16 protein-coding genes, 1 rRNA gene, 1 pseudogene, 1 riboswitch and 1 other annotated feature are annotated in these 21,817 nt (G+C 70.4%); of the genes and pseudogenes, 4 read left to right on the top strand and 14 right to left on the bottom strand.

All coding sequences use genetic code 11. The annotated features are described in order from the left end of the window. Positions 1–64: 64 nt before the first annotated feature. Positions 65–2,950 carry an aminomethyl-transferring glycine dehydrogenase gene (gene gcvP, locus EAO73_RS23700; protein ID WP_147973462.1) on the bottom strand — a complete coding sequence of 962 codons (2,886 nt, stop codon included), beginning with the start codon at positions 2,948–2,950 and terminating at the stop codon, positions 65–67. A gap of 194 nt (positions 2,951–3,144) precedes the next feature. After that, positions 3,145–3,242: riboswitch (glycine riboswitch) on the bottom strand. Positions 3,243–3,358: 116 nt separating this feature from the next. Here gcvP and EAO73_RS23695 point away from each other — a divergent pair. Continuing rightward, entirely contained in the window at positions 3,359–3,727 is a 369-nt protein-coding gene (locus EAO73_RS23695) for a PRC-barrel domain-containing protein (RefSeq protein WP_147973461.1), read from the top strand. On the opposite strand, the gene EAO73_RS23690 is transcribed toward EAO73_RS23695, so the two are convergent. From EAO73_RS23690 to rrf, 11 genes are all read right to left on the bottom strand, one after another. Further along, a complete protein-coding gene (locus EAO73_RS23690) occupies positions 3,652–5,115 on the bottom strand; it encodes a DNA polymerase IV (RefSeq protein WP_147973460.1) in 1,464 nt (487 codons plus the stop codon). The genes EAO73_RS23695 and EAO73_RS23690 overlap by 76 nt on opposite strands. Positions 5,116–5,205: 90 nt before the next feature. Then, entirely contained in the window at positions 5,206–5,823 is a 618-nt protein-coding gene (locus EAO73_RS23685) for a MerR family transcriptional regulator (RefSeq protein WP_147973459.1), read from the bottom strand. Positions 5,824–5,990: 167 nt separating this feature from the next. Then, positions 5,991–6,467, bottom strand: coding sequence for a bifunctional nuclease family protein (locus EAO73_RS23680; RefSeq protein ID WP_026171779.1), 477 nt, complete (start codon positions 6,465–6,467; stop codon positions 5,991–5,993). Positions 6,468–6,520: 53 nt separating this feature from the next. Continuing rightward, entirely contained in the window at positions 6,521–7,261 is a 741-nt protein-coding gene (locus EAO73_RS23675) for a MerR family transcriptional regulator (protein ID WP_147973458.1), read from the bottom strand. A 43-nt stretch (positions 7,262–7,304) separates the two neighbouring features. Continuing rightward, positions 7,305–8,171 carry an FHA domain-containing protein gene (locus EAO73_RS23670; RefSeq protein ID WP_224756420.1) on the bottom strand — a complete coding sequence of 289 codons (867 nt, stop codon included), beginning with the start codon at positions 8,169–8,171 and terminating at the stop codon, positions 7,305–7,307. An 82-nt stretch (positions 8,172–8,253) separates the two neighbouring features. After that, on the bottom strand, positions 8,254–9,042 hold the full coding sequence (locus EAO73_RS23665; RefSeq protein ID WP_147973456.1) for a DUF881 domain-containing protein: 789 nt from the start codon (positions 9,040–9,042) through the stop codon (positions 8,254–8,256). A 5-nt stretch (positions 9,043–9,047) separates the two neighbouring features. Next, positions 9,048–9,380 carry a small basic family protein gene (locus EAO73_RS23660; protein ID WP_018522495.1) on the bottom strand — a complete coding sequence of 111 codons (333 nt, stop codon included), beginning with the start codon at positions 9,378–9,380 and terminating at the stop codon, positions 9,048–9,050. Further along, a complete protein-coding gene (locus EAO73_RS23655; protein WP_147973455.1) occupies positions 9,377–10,282 on the bottom strand; it encodes a DUF881 domain-containing protein in 906 nt (301 codons plus the stop codon). The genes EAO73_RS23660 and EAO73_RS23655 overlap by 4 nt, the downstream gene beginning before the upstream one ends. 129 nt (positions 10,283–10,411) lie before the next feature. Further along, a complete protein-coding gene (locus tag EAO73_RS23650; protein ID WP_147973454.1) occupies positions 10,412–12,907 on the bottom strand; it encodes a mannose-1-phosphate guanyltransferase in 2,496 nt (831 codons plus the stop codon). Between the two features lie 112 nt (positions 12,908–13,019). Further along, positions 13,020–13,628 (bottom strand): CDP-alcohol phosphatidyltransferase family protein, encoded by a 609-nt coding sequence (locus EAO73_RS23645; RefSeq protein WP_147973453.1) that lies wholly within the window; start codon positions 13,626–13,628, stop codon positions 13,020–13,022. Between the two features lie 147 nt (positions 13,629–13,775). Next, positions 13,776–13,892, bottom strand: a 5S ribosomal RNA gene (gene rrf / locus EAO73_RS23640). 73 nt (positions 13,893–13,965) lie between these two features. After that, positions 13,966–14,260: a sequence feature (16S ribosomal RNA rRNA prediction is too short), on the bottom strand. Positions 14,261–14,994: 734 nt separating this feature from the next. On the opposite strand from rrf, the gene EAO73_RS23630 reads away from it, so the two are divergent. Both EAO73_RS23630 and ptsP read left to right on the top strand, forming a co-directional pair. Then, complete coding sequence (locus tag EAO73_RS23630; RefSeq protein ID WP_147973452.1) at positions 14,995–15,444, top strand: PTS glucose transporter subunit IIA; 450 nt, start codon at positions 14,995–14,997, stop codon at positions 15,442–15,444. A 79-nt stretch (positions 15,445–15,523) separates the two neighbouring features. Further along, the gene (gene ptsP, locus EAO73_RS23625; RefSeq protein WP_147973451.1) at positions 15,524–17,194 is read left to right on the top strand and encodes a phosphoenolpyruvate--protein phosphotransferase; all 1,671 of its coding nucleotides are present in this window, start codon (positions 15,524–15,526) and stop codon (positions 17,192–17,194) included. 68 nt (positions 17,195–17,262) lie between these two features. On the opposite strand, the gene EAO73_RS23620 is transcribed toward ptsP, so the two are convergent. Beyond that, on the bottom strand, positions 17,263–18,183 hold the full coding sequence (locus EAO73_RS23620; protein WP_191134179.1) for a hypothetical protein: 921 nt from the start codon (positions 18,181–18,183) through the stop codon (positions 17,263–17,265). Between the two features lie 68 nt (positions 18,184–18,251). Further along, on the bottom strand, positions 18,252–20,228 hold the full coding sequence (locus tag EAO73_RS23615; protein ID WP_147973449.1) for an acetoacetate--CoA ligase: 1,977 nt from the start codon (positions 20,226–20,228) through the stop codon (positions 18,252–18,254). A gap of 333 nt (positions 20,229–20,561) precedes the next feature. On the opposite strand from EAO73_RS23615, the pseudogene EAO73_RS23610 reads away from it, so the two are divergent. After that, positions 20,562–21,817, top strand: a pseudogene (locus EAO73_RS23610) (glycoside hydrolase family 31 protein); the annotation flags it as partial.

Below are 21,817 nucleotides of genomic sequence, written 5' to 3'. Positions count from 1 at the left end.
GAGGAATCTCCGTACCGGCCCCGACGCATGTCCGCGTCACCACACCCTGATCAGGCGTTCCGCGTCAGTTGTCGTACTCGTCCAGGGGCGGGCACGAGCACACGAGGTTGCGGTCACCGAACGCGCCGTCGATGCGGCGCACCGGCGGCCAGTACTTGTCGGCGGCCGAGACACCGGCCGGGAAGACCGCCACCTCGCGGCTGTAGCCGTGCTCCCACTCCCCGCCCAGCGCGGCGGCCGTGTGCGGGGCGTTGGCGAGCGGGTTGTCGTCCGCGCTCCACTCCCCCGAGGCGACCTTCTCGATCTCGGCGCGGATGGCGATCATCGTGTCGCAGAAGCGGTCCAGCTCCGCGAGGTCCTCACTCTCGGTCGGCTCGATCATCAGCGTCCCGGCGACCGGGAACGACATGGTCGGCGAGTGGAAGCCGTAGTCGATGAGCCGCTTGGCGACGTCGTCGATGCTGACACCGGTCGCCTTGGAGATGGGCCGCAGGTCCACGATGCACTCGTGCGCCACCAGCCCGGCCGGGCCGTTGTACAGGATCGGGTAGTGCGGTTCGAGACGCTTGGCGATGTAGTTGGCCGCGAGTACGGCGACCTGCGTCGCACGCTTGAGGCCCTCGCCACCCATCAGGCGTACGTAGGCCCACGAGATCGGCAGGATGCCGGCGGAGCCCCACGGGGCGGCCGAGATCGGTCCGACACCGGTCTCCGGGCCCGCTGCCGGCTGCAGCGGGTGGTTGGGCAGGAACGGCGCCAGGTGCGCGCGCACACCGACGGGGCCGACGCCGGGGCCGCCGCCGCCGTGCGGGATGCAGAAGGTCTTGTGCAGGTTCAGGTGCGAGACGTCGCCACCGAACCGGCCGGGCTTGGCCAGGCCCACCAGGGCGTTGAGGTTGGCACCGTCCACGTAGACCTGGCCGCCGGCGTCGTGCACCTCGGCACAGATGTCGGCGACGTGCTCCTCGAAGACACCGTGCGTCGACGGGTACGTGATCATGAGCACGGCCAGCTCGTCGCGGTACTGCGCGATCTTGGCGCGCAGGTCCTCGATGTCGACCTCGCCGTCGTCGGCGGTCTTGACGACGACCACCTTCATGCCGGCCATCACGGCGCTCGCGGCGTTGGTGCCGTGCGCGGAGGACGGGATCAGACAGACGGTCCGGTTCTCGTCACCGTTGGCCCGGTGGTATGCGCGGACGGCCAGCAGTCCCGCGAACTCGCCCTGCGAGCCGGCGTTCGGCTGGAGGGAGACCGCGTCGTAGCCGGTGACCTCCGCCAGGCGTTCCTCCAGCTCACGGATGAGCGTCAGGAAGCCCTGGGCCTGCTCGGCGGGCGCGAACGGGTGCAGCGCGCCGAACTCGGGCCAGGTGATCGACTCCATCTCGGCGGTCGCGTTCAGCTTCATGGTGCAGGAGCCGAGCGGGATCATGCCGCGGTCCAGCGCGTAGTCGCGGTCGGCGAGCTTGCGCAGGTAGCGCAGCATCGCGGTCTCGGACCGGTGCTGGTGGAAGACCGGGTGGGTGAGGATCGTGTCGGTGCGCAGCAGCGCCTCGGGCAGCGTGTCCTCGGTGGTGGCGTCCAGCGCCTCGACGTCCCCGTCGGCGCCGAAGGCGGCCCAGACGGCGGCGACCTGGGTGCGGGTCGTCGTCTCGTCGCAGGCCAGCGAAACGGTGTCGGCGTCGACCAGACGCAGGTTGACCCCGCGCTCCCGGGCGTCGGCGACGACCTCGCCGGCCTTGCCGGGCACGCGCACGGTGAGCGTGTCGAAGTAGGAGCCGGTCACCACGTCGACACCGGCGGTGCGCAGTCCCTCGGCCAGGATCGCGGCGTAGCGGTGGGTGCGCCGGGCGATCGTGCGCAGCCCCTCGGGGCCGTGGTAGACGGCGTACATGCCGGCCATGACGGCGAGCAGCACCTGCGCGGTGCAGATGTTGCTGGTGGCCTTCTCGCGGCGGATGTGCTGCTCGCGGGTCTGGAGGGCCAGCCGGTACGCCTTGTTGCCGTCGGCGTCCACGGAGACGCCGACGAGGCGGCCGGGGAGGCTGCGCGCGAACTTGTCGCGGACCGCCATGTAGCCGGCGTGCGGCCCGCCGAAGCCCATCGGCACACCGAAGCGCTGCGTGGTGCCGACGGCGATGTCGGCGCCCAGGTCCCCGGGCGAGGTGAGCAGGGTGAGGGCCAGCAGGTCGGCGGCCACGGTGACGATCGCGCCCAGCTCGTGCGCCCGGTCGATCACGGGCTTGAGGTCCCGCACGGCTCCGGAGGCGCCGGGGTACTGGAGCAGCACGCCGAACACGCCGCGCTCGGCGATCTCGGCCGGGATGCCGTCGCTGAGGTCGGCGACGACGACCTCGACACCGGTCGGCTCGGCACGGGTCTGGATGACGGCGACGGTCTGCGGCAGGGAGTCGGCGTCGACCAGGAAGACGCCGTTCTTGACCTTGCCGACGCGCCGGGCCAGCGCCATGGCCTCGGCGGCCGCGGTGCCCTCGTCGAGCAGCGAGGCGCCGGAGGTGGGCAGGCCGGTCAACTCGGCGACCATCGTCTGGAAGTTCAGGAGGGCTTCGAGGCGGCCCTGGGAGATCTCGGGCTGGTACGGCGTGTAGGCCGTGTACCAGGCGGGGTTCTCCATGACGTTGCGCAGGATCACCGGCGGGGTGAACGTGCCGTAGTAGCCGAGCCCGATCATCGGGGCGAGGACCTGGTTGCGGTCGGCGAGCCGGCGCAGCTCGGCCAGCACCTCGGCCTCGGTCCGGGCACCCGGCAGATCCAGCGCCTCGGCGCTCTTGATCACGTCCGGCACGGCGGCCGCGGTCAGCTCGTCCAGCGAGCCGTAGCCGACCTGGGCGAGCATCTTCGCCTGTGCCCCGGCGTCGGGGCCGATGTGGCGCTGCTCGAAGGGGATGCCCTGTTCCAGCTGCGAGAGCGGGGTGCGACGGGGGGTCATGGTGGAGGCCTCCTGGTCTGTCACGACCTGCGAGGGGCACCGCGGCGCCGGGTGCCCGTACGGCCTCCCCCTCTGTCATCTCAACCTGAGAGCTTCACCGGCGCCACAGGGGCACCGGCTTTCACCGTCGGTGAGGGTGAGGGCTCCGTCCGGCCCATCGGCCGCGCGCAACCCGCCCTGCTTTCCAGAGTGACCTCGTCCGTGCGGTACGGGGGCCTGAGAGATTCCGGGGAGGATTTGCTCCTTCGGCGTCGTCCGGATGGACTCCGGTCGACTCTCCCGCACGGGGTCAGCAGCCATTGCCAGCCTACCAGCGGGGTACACGACGAGAATTCTCGAGTGGCCAAGACCACGGAACTGCTCTTCTGTAGTCCCTGTGGACCAGCCGCGACCCGTGTGGGAGGGACCGTGCAGACCGACATCGACCCGCGCAGCCTGATCGGCCGCAAGGCCTTCGACCGCAAGGGCACCAAGATCGGGACCGTGGACGAGGTGTACCTCGACGACGCGACCGGCGTACCCGAATGGGCGGCCGTGCGCACCGGCCTCTTCAGCCGTGACGCCTTCGTCCCGCTGGAGCCGAGCGAGTTCGTCGGGGAGACCCTGCGCGTCCCCTTCGACCGGGCTCTGATCAAGGACGCGCCCGACTTCGGTGTGGGCCGCCATCTCTCCCCCGAGCAGGAGCTCCAGCTGTACCGCCACTACGGCCTGGACGCCGCCCCCGGCGAACCGCCCCCGGACCGCGACTTCGGCCGGCTGGCGGGCCAGGAGGAGTAGTCCGGCGGCTCCGGCACGAGCGGCAGGGGGTCGGCGGCCCGCAGCGCGGGGTCGTCGACGCGGAACGTACGCACCCGGCCGGGCGCCGAGCCCGGCTCCTCGAACCGCACGGTCACCCGGCCGACCCCGCTGCCCTGCACCCAGCCGTGCCCGTGCGCCTCGTGCCGTACGTCGTGCCCGGCGGGCCAGCGCCGCGCCGCGAGGTGTTCCGCCGCCTCCGAGGGCGGCTCGGCCTCGCCCTCTCCCTCACGGTCCCCGCCGTCGCCCTGTGGCCCCGCGTCGGCGTCCTCCGGGAGGGCGGCGGCCGCCCGCTCCCCGGCGGCCTGGGCGAACAGGTCCTCCTGGGTGAAGTCCGCGAGCCCGGTGACGCCCACGCCCAGCAGCCGCACTCCCCCGGTGGTGTCCACGGACTCCAGGAGGCGGGCGGCGGCCTCGCGGACCACCGCGGGATCGTCCGTGGGCCCGCGCAGCGTCTCGGAGCGGGTCAGCGTGGAGAAGTCGTACCGGCGCACCTTCAGCACCACCGTGCGCCCCGAGCGCCCTGCGCCCCGCAGCCGCTGGACGCACCGGTCGGCCAGCCGCTCCACCTCGGTGCGCACCCGGACCCGGTCGTGCAGGTCCGTGTCGAAGGTGTCCTCGACCGAGACGGATTTCGCGTCGCGCTCCGCCACCACCGGCCGGTCGTCGAAGCCGATCGCCATCCGGTGCAGCGAGGCGCCGTGAGCCTTCCCCAGCAGCCGGATCAGCTCCGCCTCGCCGGCCTCGGCGAGGTCGTCGACCGTCGTCATGCCGGCGCGGCGCAGATGGTCCGCGGTGGCCGGGCCGACGCCGGGCAGGGTGCGCACCGGCATGGGCGCGAGGTGCTCCCGCTCGGTGCCGGGGGCGATCAGGCGTATCCCGTCGGGCTTGGCCTCCTCGGAGGCGATCTTGGCGAGCATCTTGGAGCCGGCGAGCCCGACGGAACCGCTCAGTCCGGTGACCGCCTCGATCGCCTCGCGCAGCTGGCGGCCGATCTCCAGGGCCGAGGCGGTGTCGTCGGCCGTGCCGCCCGCTTCGAGGTCCACGAAGGCCTCGTCCAGGCTGAGCGGTTCCACCAGCGGGGAGAGCCGGCCCAGCAGCTCCATGACCTGGTCGCTGACCGAGCGGTACAGCGTGAAGCGCGGCACCAGATAGGCCGCGTTCGGCGCCAGCCGTCGGGCCTGCGCCATCGGCATCGCCGAGTGCACCCCGAACCGCCGTGCCTCGTACGAGGCGGTCGCGACGACCCCGCGCGGGCCGAGCCCGCCCACCACGACCGGCTTGCCGCGCAGGCTGGGCTTCGCCGCCTGCTCCGCCGAGGCGTAGAAGGCGTCCATGTCCAGATGGAGGATGGTGGGCGCGGCTCTCACACCTGCCGATGCTGCCCTACGGCACTGACAATCGCCGCGCCACCACGGCCGGCCGCCCGCGGTTCACGCCCCGGGCGGGCCCTCCGCGGCTCAGACGGCCCGGTTGCGGCGCCGTGCCAGCTCGTCGGCGGGGTTGTGCCCGACCAGGGTCTCCCCCGTGTCCACGCGCTCTCCGTGCAGCTGGGACAGCGCGGCGTCCACGTCCCGCCACACCACGCCGACAGCGATGCCGAAGACGCCCTGGCCGCCCTGGAGCAGATCGACGACCTCGGCGGGCGAGGAGCACTCGTACACCGTCGCGCCGTCGCTCATCAGCGTCATGCGCTCCAGGTCCTGGAAGCCGCGGGCCCTCAGGTGCCGGACCGTGGTCCGGATGTTCTGGAGCGCCACGCCCGTGTCGAGGAAGCGCTTCACGATCTTCAGCAGGACGACGTCCCGGAAGCTGTAGAGGCGCTGCGTCCCCGACCCGTACGCCGGCCGGACGCTCGGCTCGACGAGTCCGGTACGGGCCCAGTAGTCGAGCTGCCGGTAGGTGATCCCCGCCGCCGCGCACGCCGTGGGCCCGCGATAGCCGATGTCTTCGGCCGATGCCACGCCGCCCCCCACCACCGCAGCCGGCACGGCCGACTGCCTCATGGTTCGGTCGGCCGTACTCCCCTGCTGCGGGTACGGCGCACCCGCTGCCGTACCGTCGCCGCTGCTTCTCACGCCGACCTCCGTCCTTGACCTGCCCACTCGAAGGTAGGCAGTCACCCGGGGTGCGTCAACGATCGCCACACTCGGCACGCCGAGTGATAATCACCCTGAGGGTGGTTTCGCGTGACCGTTGACGGGGAAAGGCTGACCGGATGTGCCGACGGCGGCCCCCGGGAACGTCACTGGCTGTTGTTCGTCCCGAAGTCCTCCGGAGAGATCTGGTCGAGGAACTCGCGGAACTTCTCCACCTCGTCCTCCTGCTCGTCGGGGATCGCGATCCCCGCGTCGTCGAGCACCCCGTCACTGCCGTAGATCGGCGTGCCGGTACGCAGGGCGAGGGCTATGGCGTCGGAAGGCCGCGCGCTCACCTCGACACCTCCGGCGAAGACCAGCTCCGCGTAGAAAACCCCTTCGCGCAGGTCCGTGATGCGGACCTCGGTGAGCTCCTGGCCCACGGCCTCGAGCACATCCTTGAAGAGATCATGGGTCAGCGGCCTGGCCGGAGCCATGCCCTGCTGCGCGAAGGCGATCGCGGTCGCCTCGCCAGGACCGATCCAAATGGGGAGGTACCGGTCGCCTCCCACTTCACGCAGGAGCACGATCGGTTGGTTGGAGGGCATTTCCACCCGGACACCCACAACGTCGAGCTCGTTCACACAGCAACCCTAGGACGTGCTCGGCAGGTTTGGGTAGTCGGGCTGGTCCGGCTTCAGTGCAGGCGGACCTGCAGAGCGGTCTGCACAAGGGCGGAATGCAGCCGTACGGAGAGCTCCGCCAGCTCTTTCGCGGTCGCCTCCGCATGGGCTCTGGTCTGCGGATTCCGGTGCCGGCGCAGCGGCGCGACCACCTGCTCGATCAGTCCCGCCTCCCGGTCGGCGGCGGCCCGCATCGCCCTGAGGTGACGAGGTTCCAGACCGAATCGCCCCAGATCCGCCACAAGCCTGGCGACGGTCACCATGTCGGCGTCGTAACCGCCCTCCGGCGAGGGCACGACGAGGCCGTACGACTCCCAAGCATCGAGGTCGCTCTCGGTGACCTCGGCGGCGACGAGCAGCTCGGCACGGCCGATGCGTGCGGCCGTGGCCCGGCCCGGGGCACCGGTCCAGTCGCCGTCCGTCTCCCGCCCCTCCCCGTCCGGCGAGGGAAGCGACACCTGTTCGCCCCGGGCGAGTGCGTCCAGGTGCTCCCGGATGACCTTGAGCGGCAGGTAGTGGTCCCGCTGCATCCGGAGCACCTGGGCGAGCCGCTCGACGTCCGCGGACACGAACTTCCGGTAGCCGGAAGGGGTCCGCTGCGGCTCGACGAGCCCCTCGGTCTCCAGGAAGCGGATCTTGGAGATCGTGACCTCCGGGAACTCCTCCCGCAGGTGCAGGAGCACCATGCCGATGCTCATCGGCCGGTCGTCGGCGGCGGTGCCGTGGCCGGCACCGCCGCTCGGTGTTCTCAGCATGGACCTTCCTGGGGTGTCCCCCCGGACGGTGTCCGGGGGCGGGTCAGATGCCCCGCTGGCTCGCGTAGAAGACCAGCCGGTACTTGCCGATCTGCACCTCGTCGCCGTTGGACAGGGCGACGGAGTCGATCCGCTCACGGTTGACGTAGGTGCCGTTCAGGCTGCCGACGTCCCCGACCGTGAAGCTGCCGTCGCCGTTGCGGCGGAACTCCACGTGACGGCGCGAGACCGTCACGTCGTCGAGGAAGATGTCGCTCTGCGGGTGACGGCCGGCCGTGGTCAGCTCGCCGTCCAGCAGGAAGCGGCTGCCGGAGTTCGGCCCGCGCCGCACGACCAGGAGCGCCGAGCCGAGCGGCAGGGCGTCGACGGCGGCCTGCGCCTCGGGAGACAGCGAGGGCACGGCCGTCTGGCCGGTCGCCTCCGCCTCGTACGCCTCAAGGCCCGAGATCGAGATGGTCGACGTCGTCTCCGAGGCGCGCTCGGGAACGGCCCCGCCCCGCAGCGGCGCACCGCAGTTGGAGCAGAAACGGCTGGCCTCGGCGTTGCGGTGGCCGCACCTCGTACACACCGGCATGGACGAAGCCTCCTCGCTCGGGGCTCCGAAACCTATGCGGCCGGGACCGGCAGGGTCAACGGACGACGCGCCGGGACCGCCCGGGTAGTCACCCCCCTGGCCTGCCACCTGGTCGCGGAAGAGCGGGCGCTCCCCACCCTGCTCGTCGGGCTGACCATGGCGCGGTGCGCGATGACGTGCGGCCTCATCGCGTGCGCTCTTGCCGAACAACTTCCCAAACAACTTCACGGGCGATTCCCCTTGACCGAAACAGACCCGCCCGTGGGGCAGGACGAACCCTGAATGAACACACCTGCCGACCCGGACATCTTCACAACGTCCGTAGCCACTCGACAGTTTCCACCACGCGCCACGATTACGATGCGGCGACCCCCCGCAACCGTCCGCTCGTGTTCCCCGGCGACCGGGCCCCCGGGGCTCACTGGCCCGACGACCGAGCGTAGTCAGGCTGCTCCGCCGGTCGCAAGGCGTCGACGACGATGTCCTCGGCCCGCGCCACATGCACCGTGGCCTGCTCCTTCTCCAGCGTCTGCACCACACCCCCGGGGATATTCAGCGCCGGTTCCAGATCCTGTGGCTTGCCGATGACCTTGAAGACGTACGGGGCCGAGATCTTGCGGCCGTCGACCTTGACGGCGCCCCCGTCACCGGAGAAGTACGTATTGGCCACCACACGCACGCCGTTGACCTCCACGGCCTCCGCGCCGGCCGCCCGCAGCTCCTGCAGCGCGTCGAGCAGCATGTCGGGCCGCACGGCACCCGCGGGATCGTTGACCGTCATCGTGATTCCCGGGCCGTGAGCCGCCACGGTCCCCGCGAGCACGCCGAGTTGCCGTTCCTTCTCGACCGTCTGCTTCCGGGCCTCCTCGGCCTGGTCGGAGCTGTTCTCCAGCTCCGTGCGCTGGGCGTCGAGGCGCTGCTTCTCGTCCTCCAGCCGCTGCGTACGGTCGTCCACCTCGTCGAGGATGCGCACCAGGTCCTCCTGGCGGGCACCGCGCAGAGCGCTGTTGTCGCTGTTGGACCGCACCTGGATGGCCAGCCCCAGCCCGAGGACGAACAGCAGCAGGGCGACGATGAGTTGGGCGCGGGTGACCCGGGGCGGCCAGATGCCGGCGATCAGCCGCTGGCGCCCGGTGAGCTCATGCGGTGCGTCCGCCGGCCGGCGGTCCGGCTGCTCCCCGCCCTCGTTGAACGTGTCGTTGCTCATCGGCATCAGGCCCGGAAGACGTGCCGGCGGATCGCGGCGGCGTTGGAGAAGATCCGGATGCCCAGCACGACCACCACACCCGTGGAGAGCTGAGCACCCACACCCAGCTTGTCGCCCAGGAAGACGATGAGGGCCGCCACGACCACGTTCGAGAGGAACGAGACCACGAAGACCTTGTCGACGAAGATTCCGTCGAGCATGGCCCGCAGCCCGCCGAAGACCGCGTCGAGCGCGGCGACGACGGCGATGGGGAGGTAGGGCTCGACCATCGCGGGAACTTCGGGCCGGACCAACAGTCCGACCACGACTCCCACGACGAGGCCCAGTACGGCGATCACGATGTGCCCTTCCCAGTGTCTGCGGCCTTGTAAGGCTCTGCCGTCCGTACGATCAGGCTCGGGGCGGCCGGCAGGCTCAGCTGCTCCTGCACGGCGATGCTGGTCCTGATGTCGAAGGTGTCCTTCAGCGCCTGCAGGTACTGCCCGTCCGCGCTCTCGCGGAAGGCCGCACCCAGCTTCTTGCCGTCCCCCACCGCGAGCACCGTGTACGGGGGCACGAGCGGTTTGTTGTCGACCAGTATGGCGTCGCCCGCGGCGCGGATCGCCGACAGGGCCGTCAGACGCTGGCCGTTGATGGCGATGGCCTCGGCACCGGACTCCCAGAGGCCGTTGACGACGCGCTGCATGTCCCGGTCCCTGACCCGGCCGGTGTCGGAGAAACCGCTCGTCTCGCGGGGCCCGCCACCGCCCTGGTCGGTGTCCTCGGCGTCGTCGACGACGACCTTCACCCCCGGCCCGTGCACGGGCGTCGCCCCGGAGAGCAGCGCCACCAGCTCGCCCTGGTCCCCGCCGTGCTCCTCAAGGGCCTTGCGCTGGCGGCTGCTCACGTCGTCGCGGATCTCCTCCACCTGGGACTCCAGGGTGTCGGCCGCGTCCGTCTCCGCGTCGATGCGGTCGATGAGCTCCTGGCGCTCCTTGGCCAGGACCGGCGCGGTCACCCGCGCCTGGGCGGCGCCGAGGGTGACGACCAGGGCGGCGAGCACCAGGCACGCCGCGAAGCCGAGCTTGGCCTTGAGCGTACGGGGCATGCCGGCGCGCCCGTCCGCCGCGCGCCGCGCCGAGGCCTCGGCGTAGCCGTCGTCCAGGCTGTGCTCCATCACATTGGTCAGCAGCAACATGGACGCGTCGGGGCGTCTGGACGGCGGGGCCGTGCTCCGATCGGCGGGGGGCTGCTGCGACATGCCGCACATCGTCGCATGTCGCGGCGGCTTACGCCGAATGGCCCCACCGACGGCCCGCCGGACCGGGGGACGGGCGGGCGCCCGGCCGCCGGAACGGCCGGAGCGCCCGCCCGTCCCGGCGGCCGGACCTCAGTTGCCCGCGCTGTCGACGACCGCCGCCCACTCGTCCAGCAGTGCCTGGGCGGAGGCGTCGTCGGGTCCTTCGGCCCACAGATGGGTGACGGCTTCCGCCGGGTCGGGCAGGACCATGACCCAGCGCCCGTCCGCCTCCACGACCCGTACGCCGTCCGTCGTGTCGACGTCCCGGTCGCCGGCCGCCTCCACGACGCGTCGCATCACGAGGCCCTTCACGGCCCAGGGAGTCGCCAGGTCACGGCGCAGCACATGGGCGCGCGGGATACGGGCGTCGATCTGGCTCAGCGTGAGCTGGGTCCTGGCGACCAGCCCGATCAGCCGCACGAAAGCGGCCGTGCCGTCGAAGACGCTGGCGAATTCGGGAACGATGAAGCCGCCGCGGCCGTCTCCCCCGAAGATGGTGCCTTCTTCACGCCCCACCCGCGTCAGGTCGTCGGGCGATGTCGTCGTCCACTCGACCTGCGTGCCGTGGTAGGCGGCGACCTGCTCGGCGACCCTGGTGGTGGTCACGGGCAGCGCCACCCGCCCGCTGCGACGCTCGGCGGCGACGAGGTCGAGCATGACCAGCAGGGCCCGGTCGTCCTCCACGATCCGGCCCCGCTCGTCGACCAGCGAGAGCCGTTCGCCCACGGGGTCGAAGCGGACGCCGAAGGCTGCCCGCGCCGAGGAGACGATCTCGCCGAGGCGCACGAGGCCGTTGCGCCGGGCCTCGGCCGTCTCGGTCGGGCGGGATTCGTCGAGCCCGGGGTTGATCGTGAGCGCGTCCACGCCCAGCCGCCCCAGGAGGCTCGGCAGCACGAGCCCCGCGCTGCCGTTGGAGGCGTCGACGACAACCTTGAGCTGGGCGTCGGCGATGCCCGTCGTGTCCACGTTGCGCAGGAGGGACCCGGTGTACGAATCGAAGACACTGGACGGGAAGTAGATGTCACCGATCTCGCCCGGGAAGGCACGCCGGTACTCCTGCCTGGCGTAGACCCGGTCCAGCTTCCGCTGACGGGCCTGGGAGAGGTCCGCCCCGCGTTCGTCGAAGAACATGATGTCGACGGAGTCGGGCACGCCCTGCGAGGTCCGGATCATGATCCCGCCGGCGCTGCCGCGCGCGGTCTGCTGGCGCGCGACGGGCAGCGGTACGTTCTCCAGGTCCCGTACGTCGATGGCGCTGGCCTGGAGCGCGGAGATCACCGCGCGCTTGAGGGCCCGAGCGCCTCGGGAGTGGTCCCGGGCGGTGGTGACGGTGGAGCCCTTCTTGAGCGTCGTCGCGTACGCGCCGGCCAGCCTGACGGCCAGCTCGGGGGTGATCTCGACGTTCAGGATTCCCGAGACACCGCGTGCCCCGAAGAGATGAGCCTGCCCGCGGGACTCCCAGATCACCGAGGTGTTGACGAACGCGCCGGCCTCGATGGTCTTGAAGGGGTAGACGCGGACGTTCCCCTGGATGATCGACTCCTCACCGACGAGGCACTCGTCGCCGATGACGGCGCCGTCCTCGATGCGGGAGGCGCGCATGATGTCGGTGTTCTTGCCGACCACGCAGCCCCGCAGATTGCTGTGGTCGCCGATGTACACGTTGTCGTGGACCACGGCCTTGTGCAGGAAGGCGCCGCTCTTGACGACGACGTTCGACCCGATGACCGTGTGCTCACGGATCTCCACACCGGCCTCGACCTTGGCGTAGTCCCCGATGTACAGCGGGCCCCGCAGCACGGCGTCGGGGTGCACGTCGGCGCCCTCGGCCACCCAGACGCCCGGGGAGATCTCGAAACCGTCGATCTCCACGTCCACCTTGCGCTCCAGCACGTCGGCCTGGGCCTTGACGTAGCTCTCGTGCGTGCCGACGTCCTCCCAGTAGCCCTCGGCGACATAGCCGTAGATGGGCTTGCCTTCCTTCATCAGCTGCGGGAAGACATCCCCGGACCAGTCGACGGAAGTGTCGGCCTCGACGTAGTTGAAGACCTCGGGCTCCATGACGTAAATGCCCGTGTTCACGGTGTCCGAGAAGACCTGGCCCCAGGTGGGCTTTTCCAGGAACCGTTCGACCTGGCCCTGCTCGTCCACGATCGTGATCCCGAATTCCAGCGGATTGGGAACACGCGTGAGGCAGACCGTGACCAGGCCGCCCTTCTCCTTGTGGAAGGCGATCAGATCCGTGAGGTCGAAGTCGGTGAGCGCGTCTCCGGAAATGACGAGGAAGGTGTCGTCCTTCAGCGCCTCTTCGGCATTCTTGACGCTGCCGGCCGTGCCGAGCGGCTTCTCCTCGTTGGCATAGGTGAGCTCCATACCGAGCTCTTCGCCGTCCCCGAAATAGTTCTTCACCAGGGAGGCGAGGAACTGGACGGTCACCACCGTCTCGTTGAGCCCGTGCCGTTTCAGCAGCCGGAGCACATGCTCCATGATCGGCCGGTTGGCCACAGGCAGGAGCGGCTTGGGCATGCTCGAGGTCATAGGGCGAAGGCGAGTGCCTTCGCCGCCAGCCATCACAACGGCCTTCATGTCGGAAACGTCCTCCTTGAGAGACGACGGTCGAGCCGACTTGACCCGTCAGGGCAGCTTCTGTGACATCAGCCGCGGGCCGGCAACGCTGCACGGCACCACATGAACGAGCTCAATCGGCTACTGCATCCGCCTTGACGAGGCGGCGGACCTGAACCACGTACAAGATTCCTGCCCACCAATAGAGGGTTGTACCCCACCCTGCGAACGCCCATCCGAAAACAGTGGCCACCTCTGCCAGCCAACCATGACCGTCGCTGAGCAGCAACAAGGGGAATGCGTACATCAGGTTGAACGTGGCCGCCTTGCCGAGGAAGTTCACCTGGGGCGGCGGATAGCCGTGCCGGCGCAGGATTCCCACCATCACGAGGAGCATCAGCTCGCGGGCGAGGAGGGCGATGGTGAGCCAGAGAGGCAGGATCTCGCGCCAGGTGAGTCCGACGAGAGTGGAAAGAATGTAGAGCCGGTCGGCGGCCGGGTCGAGGAGCCGTCCGAGACTGCTGATCTGGTTCCACCGGCGTGCGAGCTTGCCGTCGAGGTAGTCGCTGACGCCGCTGAACATGAGGACCAGCAACGCCCAGGTGTCACTCTTGGGCCCGCCGAACTCGGGGCGGAGAATCAGCCACAGGAAGACAGGCACGCCGACGAGACGCGCCATGCTGAGGATGTTGGGGATGGTGAGTACCCGGTCCGTCTGAACGCGGGTCTCCTGGACCTCCACCCGGGGGCCTCCTGTGTCAAGAACGTGCCAATGATGCCCCCTGACCCTACCCTCAGCCCCGGCCGGCGGGCGCACAGGGGTGCCGAGCACCCCTGTAAACGCAGAAGAGCCCCGTGCCACAAGGGCACGGGGCTCTTCCTAAAAGGAGTTCGGCGGCGTCCTACTCTCCCACAGGGTCCCCCCTGCAGTACCATCGGCGCTGAAAGGCTTAGCTTCCGGGTTCGGAATGTAACCGGGCGTTTCCCTAACGCAATGACCACCGAAACACTATGAAATTGAACCAACCGGACAACAACACGGCCGTTCGTTATTTCAGAACTAACACAGTGGACGCGAGCAACTGAGGACAAGCCCTCGGCCTATTAGTACCAGTCAGCTCCACCCGTTACCGGGCTTCCACATCTGGCGTCGCCTTGGTAGGCCATTACCCCACCAACTAGCTGATAGGCCGCGGGCTCATCCTTCACCGCCGGAGCTTTCAACCTTCCTCCAGGAGGAGGAAAGTATTATCCGGTATTAGACCCCGTTTCCAGGGCTTGTCCCAGAGTGAAGGGCAGATTGCCCACGTGTTACTCACCCGTTCGCCACTAATCCACCCCGAAGGGCTTCATCGTTCGACTTGCATGTGTTAAGCACGCCGCCAGCGTTCGTCCTGAGCCAGGATCAAACTCTCCGTGAATGTTTTCCCGTAATCGGGGAACACATACACGAGAGCGGAACAACAAAGGCCGGAATAAGACCTGTTGTCCACTGCGTCCTCGCTGTGTTTTTGCCTGCCCAGTCAATGACTCGGCAGGGCTTTCAAAGGAACCACCAACCTGCCGAAGCAGGCCGGGGTATCAACATATCTGGCGTTGACTTTTGGCACGCTGTTGAGTTCTCAAGGAACGGACGCTTCCTTTGTACTCACCCTCTCGGGCTTTCCTCCGGGCGCTTCCCTTCGGTCTTGCGTTTCCGACTCTATCAGACTCTTTCGTGTCCGATTCCCGGTCGAAGCGGGTCAAGCGAATTTCGCTTTCCAGTTCTTCGCTTTCGCGTTTCCCTTTCCGGCGGACCAGACTCTATCAAACCTTTTCGCTCTCCCTGACCGGCCCCCCGCAGACATGCGGGTGCCCGATTTCGGGTTAGGGTTTGGGCTCAATAGCCGCTGTCGACCCCCGACTCAAAGTCGCGTTGGGGCCAGGCAGGAGTACGACAGTACAGGTTGCCGGTAGTCGAGGCAAATCGTTTCCGGTGCGTCCCTAGGTCCTCGAACCGCCAGGACTCGGGCGGAACCGGGACTTCTCATGACTTAGTCTGCTGAGCAGTACGCCGTCCTCCTATCAAGCCGCGGCGGCACCTTCGAAGCTCCACTGGGAGGCCCCCCATGACCACTGTGACGTCCCCTCTTGCCGGACGCGCCATCGGTCTCGCCGACGTACCCGACCCGGTCTTCGCCGGCGCGATGGTCGGTCCCGGCACCGCCATCGACCCCGTCCGCGAGCCCTCCGAGGCGATCGCGCCCGTGGACGGGATCGTCGTCTCCCTGCACCCGCACGCCTTTGTCGTGGTCGACAGCGAGGGGCACGGGGTGCTCACCCACCTCGGCATCGACACGGTCCAGCTCAACGGCGAGGGCTTCGAGCTGCTCGTGAGCAAGGGCGACACCGTCACCCGCGGCCAGGCCGTCGTCCGCTGGAACCCCGCCGACGTCGAGAAGGCCGGCAAGTCGCCGGTGTGCCCGGTCGTGGCGCTGGAGGCGACGGTCGACTCCCTCTCCGACGTCGTGGAGACCGGCGATGTGACGGCCGGCGACACCCTGTTCGGCTGGCAGTAACGCGATCGGCGCAGTGACAGCCGACTGGATATCCACCACCGCGGAGGCAACGGGCCCCGCACGACCGGAGACGGGTGAAATGGAGACAACGCTGCGAGGCGTAGGCGTGAGCCACGGTGTGGCGATCGGCGAGGTACGGCACATGGGCACCGCGGTGCTCGAACCGCCGGCCAAGCAGATCCCGGCCGAGGAGGCGGAGCGCGAACAGGGACGGGCCCGCCAGGCCGTGGAGGCGGTGGCCGCCGACCTCATCGCGCGCGGCAACCTGGCCGGGGGCGAGGCCCAGCACGTGCTGGAGGCCCAGGCCATGATGGCCCAGGACCCCGAGCTCATGGCCGATGTCGAGCGCCGCATCGCTGTCGGGAGCACCGCCGAGCGCGGCGTGTACGACGCGTTCGCCTCGTACCGCGCACTGCTGGCCGGGGCCGGTGAGTACCTGGCGGGCCGGGTCGCCGACCTCGACGACGTCCGCAACCGGATCGTGGCGCGCCTGCTCGGTGTGCCGATGCCGGGTGTGCCGGACAGCGACGAGCCGTACGTGCTGATCGCCCGCGACCTCGCTCCCGCCGACACGGCGCTGCTGGACCCCGCGCTGGTCCTCGGTTTCGTCACCGAGGAGGGCGGTCCGACCAGCCACAGCGCGATTCTGGCTCGGGCGCTCGGTGTCCCCGCCGTGGTGGCGCTGCCCGGTGCCGGCGAGCTGGCCGAGGGCACGATGATCGCCGTGGACGGCAGCACCGGCGAGATCTTCGTCGAGCCGAGCGCCGAGAAGCGGGCGGAGATGGAGAGTGCCGCCGCCGCGCGCAAGGCCGCGCTGTCCGCGTCGACCGGTCCCGGTGCCACGTCGGACGGTCACAAGGTGCCGCTGCTCGCCAACGTGGGCGGTCCCGCCGACGTGCCGGCGGCCGTCGAGGCGGGCGCGGAGGGTGTGGGCCTGTTCCGCACCGAGTTCCTCTTCCTGGACGACAGCAAGCAGGCGCCGTCCGAGGAGAAGCAGATCGCCGCATACCGGGCGGTGCTGGAGGCCTTCCCCGAGGGCCGTGTCGTGGTGCGGGTGCTGGACGCCGGGGCGGACAAGCCTCTCGACTTCCTCACGCCCGCCGACGAGCCGAACCCGGCGCTGGGCGTGCGCGGGCTGCGCAGCCTGCTGGACCACCCCGACGTGCTGCGTACCCAGCTGACCGCCCTGTCGAAGGCGGCCGAGGGTCTTCCCGTCTACCTCGAGGTCATGGCGCCCATGGTGGCCGACCGCGCGGACGCCAAGGCCTTCGCCGACGCCTGTCGCGAGGCCGGACTGAACGCGAAGTTCGGTGCGATGGTCGAGATCCCGTCCGCCGCGCTGCGGGCGCGCTCGGTGCTCCAGGAAGTGGAGTTCCTTTCGCTGGGCACCAACGACCTGGCGCAGTACACCTTCGCCGCCGACCGTCAGGTGGGTGCCGTCTCGCGGCTGCAGGACCCGTGGCAGCCGGCTCTGCTGGATCTGGTCGCGCTGTCCGCCGATGCCGCCAGGGCCGAGGGCAAGAGCTGCGGTGTGTGCGGTGAGGCGGCCTCCGATCCGCTGCTCGCCTGTGTCCTGACCGGTCTGGGTGTCACCTCCCTGTCGATGGGCGCGGCCTCCATTCCCTATGTGCGCACCACGCTGGCCAAGTACACGCTCGCGCAGTGCGAGCGGGCCGCGTCGGCCGCACGTGCGGCGGACTCCGCCGAGGAAGCGCGCTGGGCCGCGCAGGCGGTGCTGTCGGGCGAGTAGTCCGGCGCCGCACGCCATGGAGTGAAAGGGTTTCCCGCCGGTGAACGGCGGGAAGCCCCTTCGCCGTATCAGCGGTGCTGTTCCGGTTCGTCGGCCCCGATGTCGAAGCCCGCGCAGTACTCCACGCCGGATTCGGGGGCGACGGGTTCGCCCGTGTCGGCGTCGGTGCAGTAGGCGCTGAAGACCTCGCCCTCGGTGAGCGGGGCGAGGCTCCCCCGGCTGAGGCGCCAGCCGTGCACGCGGTCCGGGGCGCCGGGGTTGCTCGTACGCAGGACGACTCCGCCGTGGCTCTCCAGGGCGATGCCGACGGCGAGCACGCTCACGAATTCGGCGCCCTCCGCGGTGTCGAGCCGGGCCGGTCCGGCGGTGGCCCGGTCGGTGTGCAGGGCGGCGAGCAGCTGGTCGTTCTCCGTGGGGGTGCTGCACACCAGGTGGTGGGTGCCGGGGCCGGCCGCCTCCAGGGTGCGTTGCAGGAGGTGGGATGCGCGGTCGAAGGCGGCGCGGCCGATGTCCTGGCCGCAGTCGGCGCAGTCGCCGAGGCCGGCCAGGAGCATGGTGGCGTACTCCCAGGTGGCCCGGCGGACCGCCCGGCCGACGAGCACCGGGATCAGGGTGTCCAGGGGCTGCCCGTCGTAGGCGACGGTGGCGCCGCAGGAGGCGATCTCCGCGGTGAAGCGGCTGCGGCCGGCCGGGGTGTCGGGTGCGATGCCGGCCTCCGCGCAGTACTGCTCGTACTCCTGGGGGTCGAAGAGGGCGACCGTCGTGTGCACGCCCTGGGCGGTGAGGGCCCTGAGGAGGGCCTCCACCTGCTCCAGGTAGACGTCGTGGTCGTCGAAGGTGAAGGTGCGGTAGCGGCGCATCGCCGCGAAGTCCTGTTCATCGGTCAGCAGGCCGATGGTGGTGGGTGCTTCGCGGCGGAGCGTGCGTCGCATGGTGGTGGTGACGGTCCGTCCGTGGACGGTGGTCCGCTTGTTCCCGGTCTGCGCCATGATTTCCCCCAGTGCGCTGTCGAACTCTTGCTCACTCAGCGTAACCATGGGCACTGACAGTGGTGGGGTCAGCGGCGTTCGCGGGCCAGCTTCTCGTAGAAGTGGAGGAGTTCGAGGTTGTCGATCGAGCCGGGGTTGACGGCCTTTTCCAGGGCTGTTCCCTGGAGCAGGCGCTTGACCGGAACCTCGATGCGCTTGCCGGTGAGGGTGTGCGGGATGCCGGGGACTTCGATGACCTCGTCCGGGACGTGGCGCGGCGAGAGGTTCTCGCGGATGGTGCGCTTGATGCTGTCGCGGAGGTCGTCGTCCAGGGCGGCGCCTTCGGCGAGGTGGACGAAGAGCGGCATCCAGTAGCCGCCGTCGGGCTCCTCCAGGCCGATGACGAGGGACTCACGGATCTCGGGTAGGCGTTCGACGGCCTCGTAGATGTCGGCGGAGCCCATGCGGACGCCTTGCCGGTTGAGGGTGGAGTCGGAGCGGCCGTGGATGACGACGGAGCCGCGGTCGGTGATCGTGATCCAGTCGCCGTGGCGCCAGACGCCGGGGTACACGTCGAAGTAGCTGTCGTGGTAGCGGCTGCCGTCGGGGTCGTTCCAGAAGCGGACCGGCATGGAGGGCATCGGCGCGGTGACGACGAGTTCGCCGACCTCGCCGGTCAGTGGCTGTCCGTCGGGGTCCCAGGACTGGAGGTCCGTGCCGAGGCAGGCGGCCTGGAGCTCGCCGATGTGGACGGGGAGGGTGGGTACCGCCCCGGCGAAGCAGCTGCAGACGTCGGTGCCGCCGCTGACGGAGGCGATCCACAGGTCGTCGGCGACCTCGTCGTGGAGCCAGCGGAAGCCGTCGGGCGGGAGCGGGGAGCCGGTGGTGGCGACGCACTGGACGCGGGAGAGGTCGAGGTCGCGTCCCGGATGGATGCCGGCCTTGCGGCAGGCCATGACGTAGGCGGCGGAGGTGCCGAAGAGGGTGGCGCCGGTCTGTTCGGCGACGCGCCACTGGGCGCTGACGTCGGGGTAGCCGGGGCTGCCGTCGTACAGCACGAGGGTGGTGCCGGTGAGGAGGCCGGAGACGAGGAAGTTCCACATCATCCAGCCGGTCGAGGTGTACCAGAAGAAGCGGTCCTCGGGGCCGAGGTCGCAGTGGAGGCCGATCTGCTTGAAGTGTTCGAGCAGGATGCCGCCCTGGGACTGGACGATCGCCTTGGGCAGGCCGGTCGTGCCCGAGGAGTAGAGGACCCAGAGGGGGTGGTCGAAGGGGACCTGCTCGAAGACCGGTTCGGTGTCGGCCGCGGTGAGGGCGGACCAGTCGAGGGCGCCTTCGGGGGCATCGGTGCCCAACAGCGGGATGTGCACGACGGCGCGCAGGGTGGGCAGTTCGCGGCGCAGTTCGGCGACGGTGTCGGCGCGGTGGTGTTCCTTGCCGCCGTAGCGGTAGCCGTCGACGGTGAACAGGACGACGGGTTCGACCTGCTGGAAGCGGTCGAGGACGCTGCGGGCGCCGAAGTCGGGGGCGCAGGAGGTCCAGACGCCGCCGACGGCGGCCGTGGCGAGGAAGGCGACGACGGCCTGCGGGATGTTGGGGAGGTAGCCGCTGACGCGGTCGCCGGGGGTGACGCCGAGTGCGCGCAGTTCGGCGGCGAGCGAGCCGACCTGGCGGCGGAGCTCGGACCACGAGGTGGCGGCCTGGGTGTGGGTCTCGTCGACGTGGAACAGGGCGGGGGCTCCGGCGCGCAGGGGGTCCTCGGCGGCGCGCAGCGCGTGTTCGGCGTAGTTGAGGGTGGCGCCGGGGAACCAGGTGGCGCCGGGCATTGAGCGGTCGCCGATGACCTGCTCGTACGGGGTGGAGAAGCGGACGTCGAACCATTCGGCGACGGCCTTCCAGAAGGTGTCGAGCTCGTCGACGGACCAGCGGTGCAGACTGGCGTAGCCGCCCTCGGCCGGTGCGCCGTGGTGCTCGGCCGCCCAGCTCTGGAAGCGGGTGACGGCGGCGGCCGCGACGCGGTCGGGGCCCGGCTGCCACAGGGGGGCTTCGTCGGCTGCTGAGGTCATGGGGCGGCTCCCTGGCTGTAGCGGGTACGCGGTGTGTGCGCAGGTCGCGCGCACGGGCTGGGGTGTGCGCGTGAGGCGACGTCACGGACGATGCCATGTGATCGTCTTTCGCACCAGGGTTGCCCGTACATGCTGTCGTGTCCCGGTATGTGGTCCGGCCACGTCGGGTGCGGGGTGAACGGAAGTTGAACGGCGCTTGTTCGTGGGCGGACGGGTGGCAGGGTGAGCGGCATGAACGGTCGTGACCTGGTGCGCTCGGTGAAACTGGTCGGTTCGAGGCGGGGGCTGCGTACGGTGCGCTCGGCGTGGCGCCGGGCGCGCGCGGACGCGCGGGCGTTGCCGGCGCGCGGGGCGGAGCGGGCGCGGGTGCCGGGGCCGGTGACGGGGGTGCGCGGGGAGGTGTGGCCGGGTGCGTGCGTCTATCCGGACTTCACCGATCCGGGGGTGCGTCGGTGGTGGGGCGGGCTGTACGAGGAGCGCCTGGCGCAGGGGTTCTCCGGGGTGTGGCACGACATGAACGAGCCGGTGTCGTTCACGTCGTTCGGTGATCCGTCGCTGCCGCTTTCGGCACGGCATGCCCTGGAGGGGCGCGGCGGTGACCACCGGGAGGCGCACAACGTGTACGCACTCGCGATGGCGCGGGCGGGTTACGAGGGACTGGCCCGGCTGCGGCCGAAGGAGCGGCCGTTCCTGTTCTCGCGTTCGGGCTGGGCGGGGGTGCAGCGTTACGGGGGCACCTGGTCCGGGGATGTGACGACGGGCTGGCCGGGGCTGCGCGCCTCGTTGGCGCTGGTGCTGGGGCTGGGGCTGTGCGGGGTGCCGTACTCGGGTCCGGATGTGGGCGGGTTCGGCGGGTCGCCGTCGCCGGAGCTGTATCTGCGGTGGTTCCAGCTGGGCGCGTATCTGCCGTTGTTCCGTACGCATGCGGCGATCGACGCGGGGCGCCGCGAGCCGTGGGAGTTCGGGCCCGAGGTGCTGGCCGGTGCGCGGGAGGCGCTGGTGGAGCGGGAGCGGCTGCGGCCGTACTGGGTGACGCTGGCACGGCTGGCCGCGCTCACGGGTGCGCCGTACGTACGCCCGTTGTGGTGGTCGTCGCCCGGGGACCGGGAGCTGCGGGACTGCGAGGACGCGTTCCTGCTGGGCGACGCGCTGCTGGTGGCGCCGGTGCTGGAGCCGGGGGTGACGCGGCGGTCGGTGCGGCTGCCGCCGGGGCGCTGGTACGGCACGGCGGACGGGTCGGTGTACGAGGGGCCGGGGCAGGTGGTGGTGGAGGCGCCGCTGTCGAGGGTGCCGGTGCTGGCACGCGCGGGGGCGGTGATACCGGTGCGGGGTGCGGACGGCGGCCTCGAACTGGAGGTGTGGACGCCGGTGGAGGGGCGTACCGGAGGCGGGACGGTGGTCCTGGACGCGGGCGACGGCTGGGAGCCGGTGGAGGTCGAGCGGTACACGTCGCGGCTGGTGGGCGGGCGGGTCGTGGTGGAGCGGGAAGGCGGCGGCGCGGTGGACCGCCCGGTGCGGGTCCGGGGCGGGGGCTCAGCGGTAGCGGCCGGCGAACCAGCGGCGGACGGCCTCGGTGTGGAGGGGGAAGG

The sequence above is a fragment of the Streptomyces sp. col6 genome, assembly GCF_008042035.1.
Lineage (GTDB): Bacteria > Actinomycetota > Actinomycetes > Streptomycetales > Streptomycetaceae > Streptomyces.
Note: the sequence above shows the minus strand (reverse complement) of the source record. Positions and strands in the feature narration are given on the sequence as shown.

Coding starts and splice junctions, on each gene's coding strand:
- gcvP (WP_147973462.1), bottom strand. CDS start 2,950: ATGACCCCCCGTCGCACCCCGCTCTCGCAGCTGGAACAGGGCATCCCC.
- EAO73_RS23665 (WP_147973456.1), bottom strand. CDS start 9,042: ATGAGCAACGACACGTTCAACGAGGGCGGGGAGCAGCCGGACCGCCGG.
- EAO73_RS23675 (WP_147973458.1), bottom strand. CDS start 7,261: ATGCTGAGAACACCGAGCGGCGGTGCCGGCCACGGCACCGCCGCCGAC.
- EAO73_RS23650 (WP_147973454.1), bottom strand. CDS start 12,907: ATGAAGGCCGTTGTGATGGCTGGCGGCGAAGGCACTCGCCTTCGCCCT.
- EAO73_RS23630 (WP_147973452.1), top strand. CDS start 14,995: ATGACCACTGTGACGTCCCCTCTTGCCGGACGCGCCATCGGTCTCGCC.
- EAO73_RS23655 (WP_147973455.1), bottom strand. CDS start 10,282: ATGTCGCAGCAGCCCCCCGCCGATCGGAGCACGGCCCCGCCGTCCAGA.
- ptsP (WP_147973451.1), top strand. CDS start 15,524: ATGGAGACAACGCTGCGAGGCGTAGGCGTGAGCCACGGTGTGGCGATC.
- EAO73_RS23615 (WP_147973449.1), bottom strand. CDS start 20,228: ATGACCTCAGCAGCCGACGAAGCCCCCCTGTGGCAGCCGGGCCCCGAC.
- EAO73_RS23620 (WP_191134179.1), bottom strand. CDS start 18,183: ATGGCGCAGACCGGGAACAAGCGGACCACCGTCCACGGACGGACCGTC.